The sequence below is a fragment of the Winogradskyella sp. genome, assembly GCF_013213835.1.
Lineage (GTDB): Bacteria > Bacteroidota > Bacteroidia > Flavobacteriales > Flavobacteriaceae > Winogradskyella.
Window position 1 is genome coordinate 280,990 of the sequence record NZ_JABSSU010000003.1, and the last position, 19,833, is coordinate 300,822.

22 protein-coding genes are annotated in these 19,833 nt (G+C 32.4%); 7 read left to right on the forward strand and 15 right to left on the reverse strand.

The window, feature by feature from the left end:
* Window position 1: 1 nt before the first annotated feature.
* Entirely contained in the window at window positions 2–793 is a 792-nt protein-coding gene (locus HRU50_RS04105; RefSeq protein ID WP_296348444.1) for an SDR family oxidoreductase, read from the forward strand.
* Between the two features lie 6 nt (window positions 794–799).
* On the opposite strand, the gene HRU50_RS04110 is transcribed toward HRU50_RS04105, so the two are convergent.
* The 9 genes from HRU50_RS04110 to HRU50_RS04150 form a co-directional block, all read right to left on the reverse strand.
* Window positions 800–1,492: a metal-dependent hydrolase gene (locus HRU50_RS04110; RefSeq protein ID WP_296348446.1), complete on the reverse strand. Its 693-nt coding sequence runs from the start codon at window positions 1,490–1,492 to the stop codon at window positions 800–802.
* Window positions 1,493–1,504: 12 nt separating this feature from the next.
* Window positions 1,505–2,995: a hypothetical protein gene (locus tag HRU50_RS04115; protein WP_296348448.1), complete on the reverse strand. Its 1,491-nt coding sequence runs from the start codon at window positions 2,993–2,995 to the stop codon at window positions 1,505–1,507.
* A 69-nt stretch (window positions 2,996–3,064) separates the two neighbouring features.
* Window positions 3,065–3,970: a 1,4-dihydroxy-2-naphthoate octaprenyltransferase gene (gene menA, locus HRU50_RS04120; RefSeq protein WP_296348450.1), complete on the reverse strand. Its 906-nt coding sequence runs from the start codon at window positions 3,968–3,970 to the stop codon at window positions 3,065–3,067.
* 21 nt (window positions 3,971–3,991) lie between these two features.
* Window positions 3,992–4,831: a 1,4-dihydroxy-2-naphthoyl-CoA synthase gene (locus tag HRU50_RS04125; RefSeq protein ID WP_296348452.1), complete on the reverse strand. Its 840-nt coding sequence runs from the start codon at window positions 4,829–4,831 to the stop codon at window positions 3,992–3,994.
* Window positions 4,832–5,065: 234 nt separating this feature from the next.
* On the reverse strand, window positions 5,066–5,899 hold the full coding sequence (locus tag HRU50_RS04130) for a S1-like domain-containing RNA-binding protein (protein WP_296348454.1): 834 nt from the start codon (window positions 5,897–5,899) through the stop codon (window positions 5,066–5,068).
* 97 nt (window positions 5,900–5,996) lie between these two features.
* Window positions 5,997–6,335 carry a DUF2853 family protein gene (locus tag HRU50_RS04135; protein ID WP_296348456.1) on the reverse strand — a complete coding sequence of 113 codons (339 nt, stop codon included), beginning with the start codon at window positions 6,333–6,335 and terminating at the stop codon, window positions 5,997–5,999.
* 166 nt (window positions 6,336–6,501) lie between these two features.
* Window positions 6,502–8,259 (reverse strand): 2-succinyl-5-enolpyruvyl-6-hydroxy-3-cyclohexene-1-carboxylic-acid synthase, encoded by a 1,758-nt coding sequence (gene menD / locus HRU50_RS04140; RefSeq protein WP_296348457.1) that lies wholly within the window; start codon window positions 8,257–8,259, stop codon window positions 6,502–6,504.
* A 30-nt stretch (window positions 8,260–8,289) separates the two neighbouring features.
* A complete protein-coding gene (locus HRU50_RS04145) occupies window positions 8,290–9,396 on the reverse strand; it encodes a chorismate-binding protein (protein ID WP_296348459.1) in 1,107 nt (368 codons plus the stop codon).
* 3 nt (window positions 9,397–9,399) lie between these two features.
* Complete coding sequence (locus HRU50_RS04150) at window positions 9,400–9,825, reverse strand: PaaI family thioesterase (protein WP_296348461.1); 426 nt, start codon at window positions 9,823–9,825, stop codon at window positions 9,400–9,402.
* A gap of 54 nt (window positions 9,826–9,879) precedes the next feature.
* On the opposite strand from HRU50_RS04150, the gene HRU50_RS04155 reads away from it, so the two are divergent.
* Together HRU50_RS04155 and HRU50_RS04160 are read left to right on the forward strand one after the other, a co-directional pair.
* Window positions 9,880–10,512: an esterase gene (locus HRU50_RS04155; RefSeq protein ID WP_296348463.1), complete on the forward strand. Its 633-nt coding sequence runs from the start codon at window positions 9,880–9,882 to the stop codon at window positions 10,510–10,512.
* Window positions 10,512–11,087 carry a GNAT family protein gene (locus tag HRU50_RS04160; protein ID WP_296348466.1) on the forward strand — a complete coding sequence of 192 codons (576 nt, stop codon included), beginning with the start codon at window positions 10,512–10,514 and terminating at the stop codon, window positions 11,085–11,087. The genes HRU50_RS04155 and HRU50_RS04160 overlap by 1 nt, the downstream gene beginning before the upstream one ends.
* Here the strand turns inward: HRU50_RS04160 and HRU50_RS04165 are convergent.
* Window positions 11,084–11,404: a YtxH domain-containing protein gene (locus HRU50_RS04165; protein WP_296348468.1), complete on the reverse strand. Its 321-nt coding sequence runs from the start codon at window positions 11,402–11,404 to the stop codon at window positions 11,084–11,086. The genes HRU50_RS04160 and HRU50_RS04165 overlap by 4 nt on opposite strands.
* 109 nt (window positions 11,405–11,513) lie before the next feature.
* A complete protein-coding gene (locus tag HRU50_RS04170; RefSeq protein ID WP_296348470.1) occupies window positions 11,514–12,143 on the reverse strand; it encodes a YiiX/YebB-like N1pC/P60 family cysteine hydrolase in 630 nt (209 codons plus the stop codon).
* A gap of 90 nt (window positions 12,144–12,233) precedes the next feature.
* Here HRU50_RS04170 and HRU50_RS04175 point away from each other — a divergent pair, with 90 nt between their 5' ends.
* Window positions 12,234–12,599, forward strand: coding sequence for a hypothetical protein (locus tag HRU50_RS04175; protein WP_296348472.1), 366 nt, complete (start codon window positions 12,234–12,236; stop codon window positions 12,597–12,599).
* Here the strand turns inward: HRU50_RS04175 and HRU50_RS04180 are convergent.
* Window positions 12,594–13,868, reverse strand: a complete 1,275-nt coding sequence (locus HRU50_RS04180) for a class I SAM-dependent rRNA methyltransferase (protein ID WP_296348474.1) — start codon at window positions 13,866–13,868, stop codon at window positions 12,594–12,596. The two genes, HRU50_RS04175 and HRU50_RS04180, sit on opposite strands and share 6 nt — an antisense overlap.
* Before the next feature lie 119 nt (window positions 13,869–13,987).
* Between HRU50_RS04180 and HRU50_RS04185 the strand changes: the two genes are divergently transcribed.
* Window positions 13,988–14,689, forward strand: coding sequence for a NeuD/PglB/VioB family sugar acetyltransferase (locus HRU50_RS04185; protein ID WP_296348477.1), 702 nt, complete (start codon window positions 13,988–13,990; stop codon window positions 14,687–14,689).
* Window positions 14,664–15,974 carry a CoF synthetase gene (locus HRU50_RS04190; RefSeq protein WP_296348480.1) on the forward strand — a complete coding sequence of 437 codons (1,311 nt, stop codon included), beginning with the start codon at window positions 14,664–14,666 and terminating at the stop codon, window positions 15,972–15,974. The genes HRU50_RS04185 and HRU50_RS04190 overlap by 26 nt, the downstream gene beginning before the upstream one ends.
* A gap of 77 nt (window positions 15,975–16,051) precedes the next feature.
* Here the strand turns inward: HRU50_RS04190 and HRU50_RS04195 are convergent, their stop codons facing one another.
* The gene (locus HRU50_RS04195) at window positions 16,052–16,552 is read right to left on the reverse strand and encodes a hypothetical protein (RefSeq protein WP_296348481.1); all 501 of its coding nucleotides are present in this window, start codon (window positions 16,550–16,552) and stop codon (window positions 16,052–16,054) included.
* Window positions 16,553–16,672: 120 nt separating this feature from the next.
* Window positions 16,673–18,580, reverse strand: a complete 1,908-nt coding sequence (gene dnaK, locus HRU50_RS04200; protein WP_296348483.1) for a molecular chaperone DnaK — start codon at window positions 18,578–18,580, stop codon at window positions 16,673–16,675.
* A gap of 192 nt (window positions 18,581–18,772) precedes the next feature.
* On the opposite strand from dnaK, the gene HRU50_RS04205 reads away from it, so the two are divergent.
* Window positions 18,773–19,270, forward strand: coding sequence for a dihydrolipoamide dehydrogenase (locus HRU50_RS04205; protein ID WP_296348485.1), 498 nt, complete (start codon window positions 18,773–18,775; stop codon window positions 19,268–19,270).
* 50 nt (window positions 19,271–19,320) lie between these two features.
* Here the strand turns inward: HRU50_RS04205 and HRU50_RS04210 are convergent, their stop codons facing one another.
* Entirely contained in the window at window positions 19,321–19,776 is a 456-nt protein-coding gene (locus HRU50_RS04210; protein WP_296348487.1) for a nuclear transport factor 2 family protein, read from the reverse strand.
* Window positions 19,777–19,833 lie beyond the last annotated feature (57 nt).

Here is a 19,833-nt window from a genome sequence, read left to right on the forward strand (position 1 = left end):
TATGTATTTTGATAATAAGGTTATTTGGATTACTGGTGCCTCTAGTGGAATAGGCAAAGCACTCGCCATAGCGTTTTCAAAATATAATTGTAAAGTCATTTTATCAGCAAGAAGAGAAGCTAAACTTGAAGAGGTAAAGCAATTATGTTCAAATCCTGAAGCTGTAGCTATTATTCCATTTGATTTGGCACATTACAATATAATGCAATCTGTTGTTGAAAAGGCCATTTCTGTTTTCGGCACCATAGATATTCTCATTAATAATGGAGGTATTAGTCAACGCTCACTTATCATAGATACGAGTATAGAAGTAGATAAAAAACTAATGGAAGTCGATTATTTAGGTACAGTAGCGTTATCTAAAGCGGTTTTACCACATTTTGTTGCTCAAAAGTCTGGACATTTTGTGACAGTAACAAGCCTCATGGGAAAATTTAGCTCGCAGTACAGGTCTGCTTACTGTGGCGCTAAACATGCATTGAATGGTTTCTTTGATGCTTTACGTTTAGAGCACCAAAAAGACAATATTAATGTTACCATGATTTGCCCGGGATTTGTAAATACTAATGTTGCTCGAAATGCTTTAACTGGGAATGGTACTGCTCTTAACACACAAGATGAAGCAACAAACAACGGATTAGATGCCGATGTGTTTGCCCAACGCATGATAAAAGCCATCCGTAAAGAAAAATTTGAAGCTTATATTGGTAAGTTTGAAAAAATTGGTGTCCTAGTAAAACGTATTTCACCTAAACTACTTCATAGAATTACTTTAAAAAGTAAGGTGAGATAGTTCTGTTTATATTTCCATAGAAGCGCCGATATCAAGAAGTTTTAATGTTCTCAACTTCGAGTCAAATTTGGCTTTTGCTCTTACTTTATCAATTTCTATATATCCAAAAGTATCATAATGATAGCCAAGTACTCTGTGTACATCTAAAAACTTACTGGCTGTTATTGCATCGTCCACATCCATTGTAAAATTCCCACCAATTGGAAGCACTGCAATGTCTAAATCAAACTGTCGCCCTACAAGTTTCATATCATACGTCAAAGCTGTATCACCAGCGATATAAATAGATTTAGACTTACTCTTTTCGCCATAGGTTTTTATTACAAAACCTCCTGGTTGTCCACCATAACTTCCATCAGGAAAAGATGATGTATGAATGGCGTTTACATATTTAAGCTTACCAAATTCAAATTCCCATGAACCACCATGATTCATTGGATGTCCGTTAAACCCTAAGTTTTGATAATGCGTTACGATTTCATAATTAGAAACGATAATTGCATCTGTACGTTTTGCTATCGCTTCAACATCTAAAATATGATCTTGGTGGGCATGAGTAATAAGAATATAATCTGCTTGTATTGTATCTATATCTATGTGAGAAGCCTTCTCATTACCAGTAATAAATGGATCTACCAGTACATGAATGTCATTAATTTGGATGCCTAAACAAGCATGACCGTAAAATGTAATTTTCATAACTTAAACTATTTATTGTAAAATCATAAACTGTCTTTTCTTTCTACCTGAACTCATCATTATGAATTTTCCTTCTTCGAAAGTACCAAAATATGGTAAGTAAAATGTTTTACCTTTATTATCTTGAATCTTTCTGTAAGTAACCTCACCAAATTTATCATACACAATATCATACAGTGAGGTTGACTCAAACCAACCTTTAGACACCTTAGTTCTTCCGTCTTTCTTTTCTAACAAATTCTTTCCTGAATTCAATAACACATGAAGCTCGTCATCTTTAACAAAAGCATTATAAGATGGTGCAGTTGCTCTTTTAAATATACTTCTACCCCAATCTAATTGACCAGAACTATTAAATTTTAATATTAAGATATCATCATAGTGATATACAGTTTGCCAATAACCACCATTCATTCCATTATTAACATATACTTCTGTAATGTAAAATTCTTCTGCTAACAAATAAGTATTTCCTTGCGTATCTTCAAGGATATAATCAATATAAAAACTGGTTAACTCTTTACCTTTACCCTTTTTCTTTGAGCCTCTTTTGTCACCAAATAAATCCTCATACACGTTTAAAGGTAATTCATAATTGTTCTTTCTAGATATAGAAAAATTCTCTGAATCTATTATAAAGTTACAACCACCTTTAATATTACCACTTCTTTTTTCTGAATAAAAACCAATGAGGTGTAACTCATCTTCAATTATTGAAATATTTAAACTTCTTATATGTTCTTCATCTAATCCTATGATAAGATCTTGGGTATTGCCATCTGTAATCTTATTTAAAACGAAATCATAATTTGCTTCACCTTTTTTCTTTTCTTTCTTGCCCTCCTTATACAACTTACCAACAACAAACACCTCGCCATTATCATTAACAGAAATATCATTGTGCTTAAAATGTTTCTCTTTATGTTTTTGATAGCTCTTGGTAAAAAGTAATTGTAGCGAAGTTGCATCAAAAACTCTAACTGCATAATCATTTACATCTTTGTAAATATTATCAGTTGCGATAGCCAAATACTGACCATTTGGTGAAATGGCAAAACTTGTTTGCCTATCATTTCTATTTCCAAATAAGTATCGCTTTTTTGCTACAGTAGCCTTAAAAAGCAATTTTTTACTGTGACTACCACTTGAAATATCGAAAATATGACAATAAACTTCACGCTCTTTTGCTTTTGGAGAAAAAACTGTAAACACCTTAATTTTATCATCATACACGACCTCACCAACATACTTTTCTTTTTTATTACTTTCAACAACAACACTATGCTTTTTGTTTAAATCAGCATCAAACACATCAAAAAGTATATCTCTTTTGCTCTCTCTTACAATACCCGTAGAACCATTATCTGTTGTATGAATTGTCAGTACATCTCTTGCTTTAACTTTATCCTTAAACTCGGCACTTTCACTTACTTTAAGTGTTGTTCTTTGTCCATAACTGATTAAAGTAATTGCGAACAATACTAGAGTTAAAAGATGCTTCATGTCGACTGATTATTTTGAAAATTTAGATAGTTAAATATAAAGTAAAATACTTAGAGTAATTTACTTTTATTAAAGTATATATCCTATACCCAATAAAATAGAAAACAAGAACGTTGATAAGGCCAAAACTTTTAATTGACTATCAAAATCACTTGGTTGTTTGGCAGCCTTAATCTTTAGTAAATGTATAGTAAATGGTAAAAACGCGATTAAAAAGAGTAAATTAAAGTACGAGACATAATAAAACACGCAAAACAATACTGCCATTAACATCGCACCGCCTACTAAAAGGAAATGATATTTTTTGGCTTTAGATAAACCTAATTTAACAGCCAATGTTATTTTACCAGAGTTCTCATCTGACTTAATATCTCTCATATTATTGAGATTAAGTACACCAACACTTAATAAACCTAAACTTATTGCAGGCAGAATTACTAAATGATCGACTGTATGACGGTACAAAACATAACTTCCAATAGTACTAACTAAACCAAAAAATACAAATACAAAAACATCACCTAGTGCTCTATAACCATATGGCGATTCACCCATTGTGTAATTTAGCGCAGCGTACATAGCTAATCCGCCCAAAAACAAAAACAACAATAGAAAAAGAAAGTTGGTTGGTCCAAAAGCTCCCCAAATCAAGCATACTGTAAACATGATAACTAATACCACATTAAATTTGATGGCTTCCATCATTTCTTCAGGAGTAATATCACCACTTTGTACGGCTCGCATTGGTCCGACTCTATCGTCATTGTCAGCACCGTTTGCACTATCACCATAATCATTTGCAAGGTTCGATAAGATTTGAAGTGCCACTGTGGTTAAAATAGCTAATCCTAATACCCAATAGCTAAATTTACCATTATAAAAAGCAAATGAAGTACCTAAAATAATCCCAGAAACTGATAATGGTAACGTCCTTAAACGAAATGCAGAAATCCAAGGTTTTAATTTTCTAAACATAAAAGAAGTTACTTTGCAATATCAAGGAATCCATTTTTTTTCAAAATTCGGCTTGCGTTTTTCAAGAAAAGCATCTCTACCTTCTTTTGCTTCATCTGTCATATAAGCTAAACGAGTCGCTTCACCTGCAAAGACTTGTTGGCCTACCATACCATCATCGGTAAGATTCATGGCGAACTTCAGCATTTTTATAGAGGTAGGTGACTTTGCTAATATTTCTTGAGCCCATTCATAAGCCGTATCTTCTAATTCAGCATGAGGAATTACAGCATTTACCATACCCATCTCATATGCTTCTTGTGCTGAATAATTCCTTCCTAAAAAGAAGATCTCACGCGCTTTTTTTTGACCTACCATTTTTGCTAAATACGCTGATCCGTATCCGCCATCAAAACTTGTAACATCTGCATCAGTTTGTTTAAAAATAGCGTGTTCTTTACTTGCTAATGTTAAATCACAAACCACATGCAAACTGTGTCCCCCACCTACTGCCCAACCTGGTACAACAGCAATAACAGCTTTAGGCATAAAACGAATAAGTCGCTGTACTTCTAGTATATTAAGCCTGTGATATCCATCTTTACCCACGTATCCTTGATGTCCTCTCGCTTTTTGATCACCACCAGAACAAAAACTCCAAACGCCATCTTTCGTAGAAGGACCTTCAGCTGATAATAAAACTACACCAATATTTACGTCCTCATTTGCATCATAAAAAGCCTCATATAACTCACTAGTTGTTTGTGGTCTAAATGCATTTCTTACATTAGGTCTATTAAACGCTATCCTCGCTACACCATTGCATTTATGATACGTGATATCTTCATAAGTCTTGGCGACTTTCCAGTTAATTTCGCTCATCTTTTTTTAAAAAATTTGAACACAAATGTAACAATTAAAAGGCACTATTTCTAAGGAAATAACTAATCTTTAGTTATACCCTAACTTTCAGATTTTCAAATATTTTGAATATTTAATTAGTCTAGTAATTATGGCTGAGTATTGATTATTATTTTTTTTAAAAATTAGAGTTTAATTCAATCTCTGATAAAAACTACTTGATGATAATTGCTTAGGAGTAAGGATATAATAAAATTAGTCAGCTAATCTAATTCCATCTTCACTTATCGTTATAAGTCGATCTTTATACAAAGCGCCTATCGCTTTTTTAAAGCTCTTTTTACTCATTTGCATTTGCTCTTTAATTATTTCAGGGTCTGACTTATCATGAAGTGGAATAAAACCACTATTATCCTTTAATTCATTTAGAATGAATTGTGCATTTGGTTCAATATTTCTATACCCAATCTGACTTAGAGAAATATCAATCTTATTATCGTGGCGAATTTTCTTAACGATACCCTTTAATCGGTCACCAACACTTATATCCTTATAAATATCATCTTTAAAAACCAAGCCCAAATGTTTCTTATTTACAATAACATTCATACCTATTTCTGATGGATGTGACACAATAATGTCTACTTCTTCAAACTTTGAAACTGTCAACTCTTTATTATCTAGAAAACGATTGGTTTTACTTGATGCGACCAAACGGTCTGTTTCATCATCTAAATAGCAATAGACCAAATACCAACCACCTGCTTTCATTTTAAAAGCCTGTTCTTTAAATGGACAAAACAATTCCTTTACTAATCCCCAATCTAAGAAAGCACCATACTTGGTCACCTGATTACATCGTAAAAATGCAAAATCACCTTTTTTTATAAATGGATTGTCTGTAGTTGCAACCAAACGTTCTTCATTATCTAAATAAATAAATACTTCAATCTTTTCACCAAGATCAAAAACTTCTGGTACATACCTATTTGGTAAAAGCACTTCATTGTCTTCACCATCACCCAAAAACAAGCCTGGTTCAGTATCTCTAAGTATTTCTAAAGTATTGTATTCTCCAATATGTATCATGCTGCAAAGGTATTTATTAATGTGAGATAGCGAAAAAACAAAAGCGTTATAATTATATATTATAACGCTTTATTATTCTAAGGTAAAAATTTACTTCTTAGTAAACAGATTCTTTTCCGTAATGCTTAACTAACATGTAGTAGACTACAGCTCTATATTTATTTCTATTTGATTTTCCATAAGTTTCCATTACAGAATCAATTGCACCATCTAAATCGTCACCTTCAGATAATCCTAACTTTTTTATTAAAAAGTTGTTCTTAACTGTTGCTAATTCTTTATCATCAGAACCAGAAACCGTAGATGAATCTGCATTATAAATAGAAGGTCCTAAACCAACTGTCACTTTAGTTAATAAATCCATGTCAGCATCTACTCCACATTTTTCTTTTAAATCTGCGGCGTACTTAGCGATTAATTCATCTCTTTTACTCATTTGAATAGTATTTTTTAGTTAATATTTTCTTCTACTTTTTAAAGGTAGTCAATTTTTAGACACATAAAAAAAAAGGAAGTCACATCTTAATAATAACTTTACCTTTAACCTTACACATGTGAATTAAAGTCAGTTTATTAAATTTTAAACAAGAAAGCTGATTTATTTATTTTATATAATTGAAATAATTTAGTAACACTTCATCATTTTTTGTTGATGGTGTGAAAACTTCAAGGATTTTAGGTTTATTTGATGCTTGGTAAAATACCTCTAAAGCATTTTTTAAATCAGACCTATCGGACACTGATTGATATTCAAAATTGTGCATAGCACAAAGATGCTCAGCCGTCAATTGATGCTTAGTTTCAAAATAAGTGTCAAAATTCTCAGTATTCTTGTGCCCTGGAAGAATTCTGAATATCCCACCACCTTCGTTATTAATTATGATAATTCTGAAATTACTTGGCATATAGTTATTCCAAAGAGCATTACTATCATAAAAGAAACTTAAATCACCAGTAATAAAGGTGACTTTCTTGCACGAACTTACTGCTGCACCAATTGCGGTGCTCGTACTACCATCAATACCACTTGTACCACGATTGCAAAAGACAGTAATATCTTTTCTTAATTGAAATAATTGAGTATACCTTATAGCTGAACTATTTCCTACTTGTAATTGGGTATTTTTGGGTAAAGCTTTTAGTATCTCATTGAATACGATAAAATCAGAATACGGAATGGTTTTTAGGTATTCCTCATGCAATTTTCTTCGTTTATCGCGCACCGCTAGCCAAGTAGATTTATAATCACTTTTTATATGATGCGTCACTTTAGATAAAAATTCCTTCAGGAAGGTATTCGGTTTTAGTTTAATATGTTTTGTTAGACTAAAAAAGGTATCATTAGCTCTGAACAAATCTACATGCCAGTGTTGATTTGGCTTATATTGTCGTAAAAATGCTTTAATTTTTTTTGATACAATTAAGCCCCCAAAAGTGAGTAAAATATCTGGTTGTAATCTCTTAAAATCTGCTTCTTCTAGTGGTGCAATTATCTTATCAATACCAGGTAGAATGTCTTTATTGTGTAAATTGGATGTTGTCTCGGTAAAAACAACAACACTATCTTCATCAACCAATTCCTGTAAATATTGGATTTCTATAGAGTTAGGTTGTAAAACCCCTACTAATATCATCTTACGTTTTGCGTTATGCCAAACATCAACCAAACTCTTTATCTCAAAATCATCAACAACCTCTTTTATCGTTTTTAAATTAAATGGTTTTGGTGCAATACTTAAAGAATCAACAGTTTCATATAATGGTTCATCAAAAGGAATATTAACGTGTACTGGTCCCGATTTCATTCTAGCAAACGTAATAGCCTCGTGAATTTCGGATTCATTGTATGTTTGAATATCTTTTTGAAGCCCTAAAAAACGTTCGAGTTTATTTTCAATATTCTTTATTAAAGGCACCTCTTCTACATTGACCTTTTTATCATCTCTTAAATCTAACTTTAGATTTGCACTATAAATGACATGTTCTCCATAAACATCTTTTTGTTTTATGGTTTGTCCATCACCAATATCAATTAAATGTTTAGGCCTATCTGCAGATAGCACAATAAGCGGAATATTACTATAGAATGCCTCTGAAACTGCAGGATAATAATTTAACAATGCACTGCCTGAGGTACATACAACCGCAGTTGGCTCTTGCGTTTGTTGTGCAATCCCAAGAGCAAAAAATGCTGCACATCTTTCGTCTACAATACTATAACACTTAAAGAAATCATCATTTGTGAAGCCAATTGTAAGTGGTGCATTTCTGCTTCCAGGTGAAATAATTATATGCTTAACATTATGTGTCTTACATAAGGTTACTACAGTCTGAGATAAGGGAATACTAGAATGCTTCATCAGAATGCAAAAATAATGATATCCCTAATTTTAACCCAATATATTGTTTATGGTTTTTGTTTTATTAACTGTTTCAAGCCATTCTCTTTCAGGATCAGAATCTTTTGTGATTCCGCCACCAACATAAACAATGGCCTTAGTACCAATCAACTGCATACATCGCAAATTGACATAAAAGTTTGAGACTGTCTTTAAAGTACCATACGCACTATTTTCAACGTTTCTTCTGTTGGGATTTCTAGTTTTTGATTGCTTCAAGTTTAATTCCCCTAAAAATCCAGTATAATAAGCTCTATTGTAATTTTCGTTATGTAGTATGAACTCTTTAGCCTTTGATTTAGGAAAACCACAAACGGCAGGTGTAGGGTGCAACGCCTCAACTATTGATTTTAAATTAGCTTTCTTTACTAAACTTGTAACATAAGTTTTGAGATGAAATAAGTTGCCTGCACTAACTGTGTTTGTATTAGATACATTTATAGAACTAACATGAGGCTTTACTTGATCAATAATGTAATCTGTAACAATTTGCTGTTCTTCATATTCCTTTTCTGACCATACTGCTTTTTTACCATTTTGAGGTTGTGTTCCGGCTAATGAAATTGTGGTGAGTTGTCTTCCTTCAACCTTAAATAACAGTTCTGGTGTAGCACCTAACCAAAGACCAACTTTTGGATGATACCAACAATACACCATTGCATTTTTATACGTATTAAACAAACGCTTAAAAATATCTAATGGATGCTCCTTTACATTATCTTTTTGCACTTTTCTAGATAAAACAACCTTTTTAAGATTACCATTAGTAATGGCCTTTATTCCTCTCGTCACAAGTTCTAAATGCTCTTGTTTTTTTATATCATTGAGTGCTGTATTTGAGAATGGGTCTTGAGGTAATTGTGAAATTTCAATTGAATGATGTTCACAACTGTCAACTGAGAATATAATACTTTTATGACTTAAATCGAATGGGGCAAAAACAAATCCACTTTCAGTAAAATTAGATGTCGTATTCAGCACATTATCTTTTTGCAACCAACATTTTATAATAGAGTTGATTGGTCTGCTGTAAACAACAAATGGCAATTTGTTTTGGTATTGCTCATATAAACTCTCAAAAAAAGAATCTATAGTCATGTATTACTTTGATTTTGGTAAAGAAATAGTAGATAATCTACATACAGAAATTAAATTATCTGATTCGTCAGTGACCTTGATATCTAACAATTGTGTTGTTCTGCCTTTATGTAAAAAAGTCGCTTTAGCGTACACAAATCCATCTTTTACACTTTTTAAATGATTCGCTGTAATCTCAATACCTCTCACAAAAAACTTTTCTGTATCAATAAAAATATGAGAAGCAAAACTACCAACACTTTCTGCTAACGCAGCAGTTGCGCCACCATGCAAAACACCGTCTGGCTGATGTACTTTTGGTGTCACAGGCATTCTAGCTATAAGAAAATCTTCACCAAAATCAACAACCTCAATACTAAGTGTTTCTAGTAAAGTGTTCTTAGAAACAGAATTAGCCTTCTCTAATAATTCTTCTTTAGATAATTGCATTATAAAAGTGTATTTTTAAAGTCGAACACAAAAATACTGAAAGTCCTAGGAAAAATGAATGCCCAAGAAAAAGAAATCAATTACACTACCTCCAACTCATACTCTACGCTCAATACACTTACAAAAGACACAAAAAACGTATGGTTTGTGTGTCATGGCATGGGTTATCTCAGTCGTTATTTTCTTAGGTATTTTAAAGGACTTAATGCACAAGACAACTACATTATAGCACCTCAAGCACCAAGCAAATATTACATTCAACCTAAGATGCATGTTGGTGCAAATTGGTTAACTAGGGATGAGACCGAAACTGGTATGCAAAACATACTTAAGTATTTTGATGCCATATTTGAAGCTGAAAACATTCCAGAACACTGTAATCTTATTATTCTTGGTTATTCTCAAGGTGTCAGCGTAGCAATGCGATATATTGCTCATAGAAAATTAAATTGTTCCCAACTTGTTTTACACTCTGGTGGCATACCAAAGGAATTAAATACTGAAGATTTTAATCATTTTAAGGGAAAGGTTTCTATCGTTTATGGTACAGACGATGAATACTTAAACGAAGAACGAATCGCTTATGAAACCAACCGTGCCAATGAATTATTTGGTGATGTTCTTAAGGTTATTCCATTTGATGGCAAACACATCGTCAATATTGATATTATAAATAGTCTTGTTTAATGCCTACAACACCAACTCTCGAAAATACTCGTGTAAGACTTAGCCCTCTAACTTTAGACAATTATCACAATCTAAATACAATTGCAAACGAAAAGGACTTAATCTACTATTCACCTAGCAATATTTCTACACCTGAAGCTCTTAAAGATTATGTTGAAATTGCTATTAGGGGCAATGAAGAAAGAACTATCATACCATTTTTGGTTTTTGATAAAGCCTCTCAACGTTATGCTGGAAGTACAAGATTTGGATCGATTAATTGGAAAAATAAAGTACTACACATTGGTTGGACATGGATAGGACAAGAGTTTCAAGGCACTGGATTGAATAAAAACATGAAGTTTTTAATGCTTAAATATGCCTTTGAAACCTTAGAGTTTGAAAAAGTAGAATTTCGGATTGATGAGCGCAATAAAAAATCGCGTAAAGCGGTTGAAAAATTAGGTGCCACTTTAGAAGGCATCTTAAGAAAGGATGTACTTATGAAAGATGGATTTAGACGAAGCACTTGTTGCTATGGTATATTAAAAGAGGAATGGCCACTTATTAAAATGACCATTTTTAAGAATTTCTAACTTGTCTGTTGAAACGTTTTGTTCTTTTCTTTAAGGATTGCCAGTTGTTTTTCTAAAAACGTGATGGCTTGTTCTGTCTTAATACTAGCCTTAGATCTAAAATCTTTGAACTCCTCTTTAAACTTTTCTTTGCCTGACTGAGCAGTTTTTGACAAATCCTCTTTTACTTCAGCAAGGTCATCTGTGATTTGATCCTTTATTTTTAAACCTTCTTTTTTAAGTTTATCGCGAGTATCTTTTCCTTTTTCTGGCGCTAGTAATACACCTATTCCCACACCGATCATCGTTCCTAGTACTATAGTTGCTTTATGTATCATAATTCTTTAATTTAGGTATTGAACCTCATTTATTGTATTAGTAGTAAAACTTAACTGATAGTTACAAACAAATTGAATGCAAAACATTTAAAACTAAAACATTTAATTATTACTGCAAATGTGAAATAAAAACTAAGTTATCACTATTAGCCATTCCATTAGGGTTACAACCCAATTTACCTTCTGGGATTTCTATTCCTAACGCTTCATAATGTGAAATCCAACCTTTATGAAACGAATTTGTTTCTGGATTTTTAAAAGTCATTGGCTCTAATTGAAAAATAGAATCTTCTTTAAATAATTCATAAATATATTCTGAACAATAATAACCTTCATCTTCAAAAATATATGTGGTATTATAGGGGTTTCCTAATAAGTCTTTTGCATGTTGAATTGCTTTATCTATTTGAGAAGATGTAATATTACTAATTCTATATACATCTGTTTTGTATGTATTATCATCCTTGCTTAACAAAAACGCTTTTATAGATTCCCTAACAACACCTTTTCCTAAATCAGAATGATATACAACCACTTCGTCATCTTCAATGGCACAAATACCCATATGTGTATAGTTAGTAGACTGTTTGGTTTGTGTAACTTCATTTATAGCTTCAGACAATTCACTACTGTGAGCACCTCTAAAGATGATGTCGCCATTTTTAATAATTGATTTTTGATTACAACTCATGACAAGTGTAACAAAAGCCCATAGAAACAAACTTTTCTTGTTAAACATCTATTTAATCGTATAAATATTACTTCAATCGAATATAAGACTAATATTTATTTTAAATCTCTATTTTCTCGCAATCTAAATCAACAACCCATGAAAATTTTTACCACAATCCTACTACTTGTTTGTATTAATTTATCTTTTTCTCAAGAAATTACTGAAGATGACGGCCTTCATTTTTTAACTGGAGTTGCCATTTCTTCTGGCACATATGCTTTTGTCTATTCTAGAACCCAAAATAAAAGCAAAGCGTTTTGGTATAGTTTGGGTCTATCTACATTTGCAGGTTTAGGAAAAGAAGTTTATGATGGTTATATAATTGAAGGTAAATTTGACACAAGTGAATTACTATCTACAGTTTTAGGCGGTTTAACAGCTAGCTATACCTTCAATATTTTTACAGGTAAACGTAAAAAGAAAAAGCAAGAAGAAAAAAAGCTGGTCTATCAAAGATTATAAAAAGCTGTAATAACCACACTTTAGATAGGCACCTTCTGGAAACCCAATTGGGTGGTCTACATCATGTTCTGTTTTCATCATAATTTCAAAGGGTCTTTCCATTGAACTAAGAACATTGTGGTTAATATCAAAAAATGATTGACCTGTTACTCGTGAAGAACATGATGCTAAAACAAGAATACCATTTTTAGCAGTAAGTTTTATACCTAATTCTGCAAGTTGTGCATACTTTTTCTTTGCTAAGTCTATTTCTGATTTTTGTTTGGCAAAACTAGGTGGATCAATCACTACTACATCAAAGGTTTTATTCTGATTGAATAGTAATCTCATCTTATCAAAAGCATCACCTGCAATGGTTTTATGTATACCTTTAAAAAGATTTAGTTTTCCATTTTCTTTAGCTATTTCCAAAGCTTGCTTACTAATGTCTAAACTAGTGACTTCCGTTGCCCCATTTGCCAGAGCATGAACTGAAAATCCGCCAGCATAAGAAAACACATCTAAAACTGTTTTTCCTTCGCTCAGCTCGCCTACTCTTCTCCTATTCTCTCTGTGATCTAAGAAATATCCTGTTTTATGTCCTTTTATAACATTAGCAGAAAAGTTAACCCCATGCTCTATAAATTTAACTACTTCACTTTTTAAAGTTCCATAAACAACCAAACCGTCGGATAAATTATGATCCGAGCTATTTTGAAGATTTCGGCTCAACCGAATAACAATAGTTTTAACTTTTGAAACTTCTCGCAAACTTTTTAGAATACTTTCTAGGTATGGCAACCAAATTTCCGAATATAGTTTAACTACGAGAACCGAGTCGTATACATCCGCAATTAATCCAGGAAAACCATCATTTTCACCAAACAAAAGTCGGTAACTGTTTGTTTGTGTTCTTAAAAGCGAAAGCCTCTTCTGATAGGCCTTTTCAATTTTTTGATGAAAAAAATCTGAGTTAACTGTTACCTTTTGTTGACCGTTATGAATAACCTTAATTCTTATTGGTGAATTGGCATCATACAATCCAATACCGATTACTTTATTCTTATTCTTACTAAAAACAATAGCTAAATCTCCTGTTTCCGCCTCCGAACTTATCTTAACGATACTATTTGAAAACACCCATGGATGACCTTTAATAACTGATTTCTCACCCGAGGCATTGAGTTTTACAGCAAGGTTTTTATTACTTCGTTTTAATTTTGGTAATGAGCTTAAATTTTTAATAACCAAAAATGTATTAGAATCTTTAATATAGAGTAAAAATATCATTTATTTGTTTGTTACAGATAAAACAACACAGTTTATCTTTATTAATGCCCGTAAACAAAAAATGTTAATACATTTGATTTTAATGCCCTCAAACCATAAAATTGTTAACCACAATCGAAATGAAAAATATTTTAATTTATGGTGCTTCTGGTCATGGAAAAATGATTGCAGATATAGTCAGTAAAACTAACGAATATAACCTTGTTGGGTTTGTGGACTCCTTTAAGCCAAATAATCTCGAAATTTACAACACTAAAATTGTTGGTGACTTAGATTCACTTCCAAAACTAATTGCAAAATTTGATGTCGATGGTATTGTTATTGGAATAGGTGATAATGAGATGAGACTTCGTGCATATTACAATATAATTAAAGTAGCACCAAAAATTGAGTTTATCTCCGTTGTGCATCCAAGTGCAATATTAGCAGAACATGTATTTATTCCGGATGGTACAGTTGTAATGGCAGGGGCTATTATTAATGCAGATGCAAAAATTGGTAAATTTTGCGTTCTAAACACAAAAGCTTCCCTAGGACATGACTCAATTATGTCAGATTTCTCTAGTCTATCATCTGGTGCAACGGTTGCGGGTAATGTAAAAATTGGATTTTGCTCTTCTATTTGCTTAAGTGCCTCAGTAAGTCAAGGCCTTATAATTGGAGACCATACCATTATCGGTGGAGCTTCTTTAGTTTTAAAATCGATTAAAAGTAAGAAATTGGCTTTTGGAGTACCTATTAATACGATTAAAAACAGATCTCTTGACACATTTTTAAAAGATTTAAATCATCATAATGCTAATAAACTCATTAAGAAATAGATCATTTTGGTTTGTAGATTTTATTAAAGGAGGAAAGGTAAGATCTCATTTTAAAGAAATTGAGTTATGCTTAAAAAATCCTAATTCTAAAGAAGTCCAAAAAATAAAATCCGACCATTTAAAAACTTTGTTAAATCATGCCATCACAACTACTCCATTCTACAAGGACATTTCGCACGGTTGTGGTATTCAAGATTTTCCTGTTGTAAAAAAAACAATTATTCAGAATAATTTTGAAGAGTTCAAATCAAAAACACATATAAATCAGAAAAATTTCAAAGTCTCAACTAGTGGCTCTACTGGGGTACCGTTCTTTTTATATCTGAACAAAGAAAAGAGACGACGCAATCATGCAGACACAATTTATTTTTATAAAATCTTGGGTTACGACGTAGGAAATAAACTTTATGAGCTCAAAGTTTTAGGTTCTCACAACAGAAAATCTAAACTTAAATCTTGGGTTCAAAATATATATCAACTTGATATGTCACGATTATCGAACGAGAAAATCGTAAATTTACTAGATGAATTAAAATCAGACCATCAGAAAAACCAAACCATGATTGGTTTTGCCTCGTCTTATGAAACAATTGCTCAATATTTAGAAAAAAATAATCTTATATATTCAAATCTCAATCTTAATTCTGCAGTTGCTTTTTCTGAATATTTAAATGATTACACTAAAAAAACCTTAAGCAAACATCTTAGCACTCCAGTCCTATCAAGATATTCAAGTGAAGAAGTTGGTATAATTGCCCAACAAACCTTAGAGTCACCAGATAATTTCATTATTAATCATGCAAGCTATTATGTTGAAGTTTTAAAATTCGATGTCGATGAACCTGTAAAAACAGGAGAATTAGGACGAATCGTGGTTACAGATCTTTTCAATTATGCTATGCCAATTATTCGATATGATACAGGAGACATTGCTAAATGTTGCTTTAATAGTGAAGGCATAATGGAATTCGAAAGAATTGAAGGGCGTAAAATGGACATAATTTATGATTCTAAAGGCGAGGTAATTTCATCATATGTGGTATATACTAAAGTATTCAAATATTATCATTTACTGAAACAATATCAATTCATTCAACATGGTAAAAAAGAATATGAGGTTAAACTTAATTTACAAGGAACTGTTTTTGACTATGAAGATGAATTAATTACAAATATTAAATCAGATTTTGGCGATGATGCTAATGTTAAAATTACTTATGTGAATGAGATACCTCCACTATCATCAGGGAAACGTCGTAAAGTAATCAATAATTACAGGAAATAAAATACGTTCATAATTTTTGCACGTTACTTTTACATTACTATGATTCTTTAAATTTATTTATTTCAATAATTTTCAAGTTACCTCTCAAAAACTGCAATAGCATCAGCAGTTACCATATTACCCATAATCTCTTGTACTACCTCTAGACTTATAATCATTGAATTATCTGTAAGTTCTACAATTGTTGCAGTCTGAGATTGACCTTGTGCTGTTAATGTGAGTTCATTAACGTTTCTTGACCATTCTGAATCTTCTAATAAGAATAAATCTTCAACATTTTCAGACATTGGTAAACCTAAAATTGTTGCTGTCAACTCAAGACTATAAGTACCAGTGCTCGTAATAACATTCGGATCTTCAGTCACTAAAATTGAAAAATCTTCATCATAACTTTCGCCTACAAAATTTACATCAAAATTTTGACCCTGAAAATCAACATTAGTAGATCCAGTTAAATCCACAGAAACTCCATTCCATGTTCCTAAAATATTACCTGAAGTGTTGTTTGAATCATTATCATCTGAAGAACACGCCAATAAGCTAAAGGACAATAAGAAGAGAATAAACAGTTTTTTCATGTTTTGGAAGATTAATTTGTTAGTTTATCCAAAGCTAACAAAATAAGTGCAATAAAAAACGCAACCTCATTTGAGATTGCGTTTTACTATTGTAAGATTCCTGATTTAGCTGGAATGACATTACTTAACTTCTTCGAAGTCTACGTCTTCAACATCGCTTCCTTCGTCAGCTGATTGACCCTGAGCTCCAGCATCTGGACCTGCAGCACCACCTTGCTGAGCTTCAGCTTGTGCTTTGTACATTTCTTCACTAGCTACTTTCCAAGCTTCATTGATTTTCTCTAAAGCTGGATCTATTACTGCGATATCCTTTGTCTCATAAGCCTTCTTTAATTCAGCTAGGGCATCTTCGATAGGTTGCTTCTTATCTGCTGATAATTTATCACCAAACTCTTCAAGTTGCTTTTCTGTTTGGAAAATCATGCCATCAGCCTGATTTAACTTATCTGCAGTTTCTTTTGCTTTAGCATCTGCCTCTGCATTTGCTTCTGCTTCTGCCTTCATCTTTTGGATTTCATCTTCCGTTAATCCTGAAGACGCTTCAATTCTAATATCTTGTTTTTTACCAGTAGCTTTATCTTCAGCTGACACCTTGATAATACCATTGGCATCAATATCAAAAGTTACTTCAATCTGTGGTGTACCACGTCTTGCTGGTGGAATACCATCTAAATGGAAACGACCAATCGTCTTGTTATCTGCTGCCATTGGACGCTCACCTTGTAATACGTGAATCTCTACCGATGGCTGATTGTCTGCTGCTGTTGAGAATACTTGAGATTTCTTTGTAGGAATCGTAGTATTAGCATCAATAAGCTTTGTCATAACGTTACCCATAGTTTCGATACCAAGAGATAATGGCGTTACGTCTAATAAAAGAACGTCTTTTACATCACCAGTTAAAACTCCACCTTGAATACCAGCACCAAGAGATACAACCTCATCTGGATTAACACCTTTACTTGGTGCTTTACCGAAGAAATTCTGAACTGCTTCTTGCACAGCTGGGATACGTGTAGAACCACCAACTAAAATAATTTCGTCAATATCACTCTTAGATAAACCTGCAGCTTTTAATGCAGACTCACATGGCTCAATTGTTCTTTTAATTAAATCATCAATTAATTGTTCAAATTTAGAACGTGTTAATGTACGTACTAAGTGTTTTGGTCCACTCGCTGTAGCAGTTACGTATGGTAAGTTAATTTCTGTTTGTGCAGAAGACGATAACTCAATCTTAGCTTTCTCAGCAGCTTCTTTAAGACGTTGTAAAGCCATTGGGTCTTTGCGTAAGTCCATACTTTCATCTGCGATAAACTCTTCAGCTAACCAATCTATAATTCTTTCATCTACATCATCACCACCTAAATGCGTATCACCATCTGTAGATAATACTTCAAAAACGCCATCACCTAATTCTAAGATAGAAACGTCGTGTGTTCCACCACCAAAATCGAATACTACGATTTTTTGGTCAGTAGATTTTTTATCTAAACCATAAGCTAATGCTGCAGCTGTAGGCTCATTTATAATTCTTCTAACTTTTAAACCTGCAATCTCACCAGCTTCTTTAGTTGCTTGTCTTTGTGCATCATTAAAATATGCTGGTACCGTAATTACAGCTTCAGAAACGTCCTGTCCTAAGTAATCTTCAGCTGTTTTCTTCATTTTTTGAAGAATCATTGCTGATAATTCTTGTGGTGTATATAAACGACCATCTATATCAACACGTGGTGTATCATTATCACCTTTTACAACGGTATAAGGTACACGTTCTGCTTCGTTCTTAGATTCTGAATATTTATTACCCATAAAACGTTTAATGGAATAAACCGTTTTTGTAGGGTTAGTTACTGCCTGTCTTTTTGCTGGATCACCAACTTTAATTTCACCACCTTCAACGAAAGCGATAACCGAAGGTGTTGTTCTCTTACCTTCAGCGTTTGGGATAACTACTGGCTCATTACCTTCCATCACAGAAACACAAGAGTTTGTAGTACCCAAATCAATTCCAATAATCTTACTCATAATATGTATTTGTTAATTATTTTCCGGCGAACCGGAAATGTATTGTGTGTTAATTTTTAAACTCATCTAGCTTATGACAATGATTATGCCATGACAATAATTATGACATGATGTCACATTGAATATCTAAATTTGTCTTTAAACATTCGTTTTTGGTACGTGTTTTGATATTAAAAAGAAAAACTATTAATTATGAAACGTATATTTTCCTTTATCGCAGTATTTACACTTTTACTAACTTCTTGTGAAGGACCACAAGGACCTCCAGGTTTAGATGGACTTAATGGGTTAAACGGTGTGAATTTTGTTGGGCAGTCTTTTGAAACTGATCCATTAGACTTTTTCGTTGAAAACAACTATGAACAACTTATTATTATACCAAACAATGTTGAGGTTCTTGAAACTGACATGATTTTAGTTTATTTGTTATGGGATGAAAATCCTGATATCTGGCGATTATTACCTCAGACAATTTACACAGATAACGGAGAATTTCAATATAACTATGATAGTAGCTTTGGTGATGTTAGAATCTTTTTAGATGCCCCAGCAGAATTTGACTTTGATAGTTTATCAGCAGCAGATACTTTAAATCAAATATTTAGAGTGGTTGTTTTACCTGTAGACTTAATCAATAGTAATCAAATTGATATTAACAATTATGACGATGTTGTAAATTATGTACAGTAATTGCTATTAAATAAAATAAAAAACCCAATCGTACTGATTGGGTTTTTTTATTATTTGCAATTTTTTCTCCGCCTAGTATCAACTAAATATATTATTTTCCATGTTTGGTCTTCTTTTACAAGCTGAAAAGAATTAACACCACAGTGACTAAAATTACCATTATACCAAAATTCATATGGAGTCCAGGCATTTGCCATATTACCATCTATTTGAATATTATAACTTAAAAGTTTTTCCTCAAAGGTACTTTCCTCTGGAATACTTCCTATACTTTTCACAAAATCATTGTAAGAACTTTCACTAACAATTGTTTTCCCTTCTTTGTTAACCGAAATAGATTGCAGAATGACATTACTCTTTGCCATTTTCTTTAATGCAACGGTGTCTTGTTTGTGAAAAGCTTCGAAGAATTCAATAATAGTATTTTTTACACTTTCTTCTTCCGATTTTTGGGCATTGACGCTTAAAACAAAAGAGAAACTAAAAAGTAGAAGTAGTTTTTTCATGATTGATATTGTTTTATCCAAAATTAAGATTCAATGGTATTTATGCCGTAGATTAAA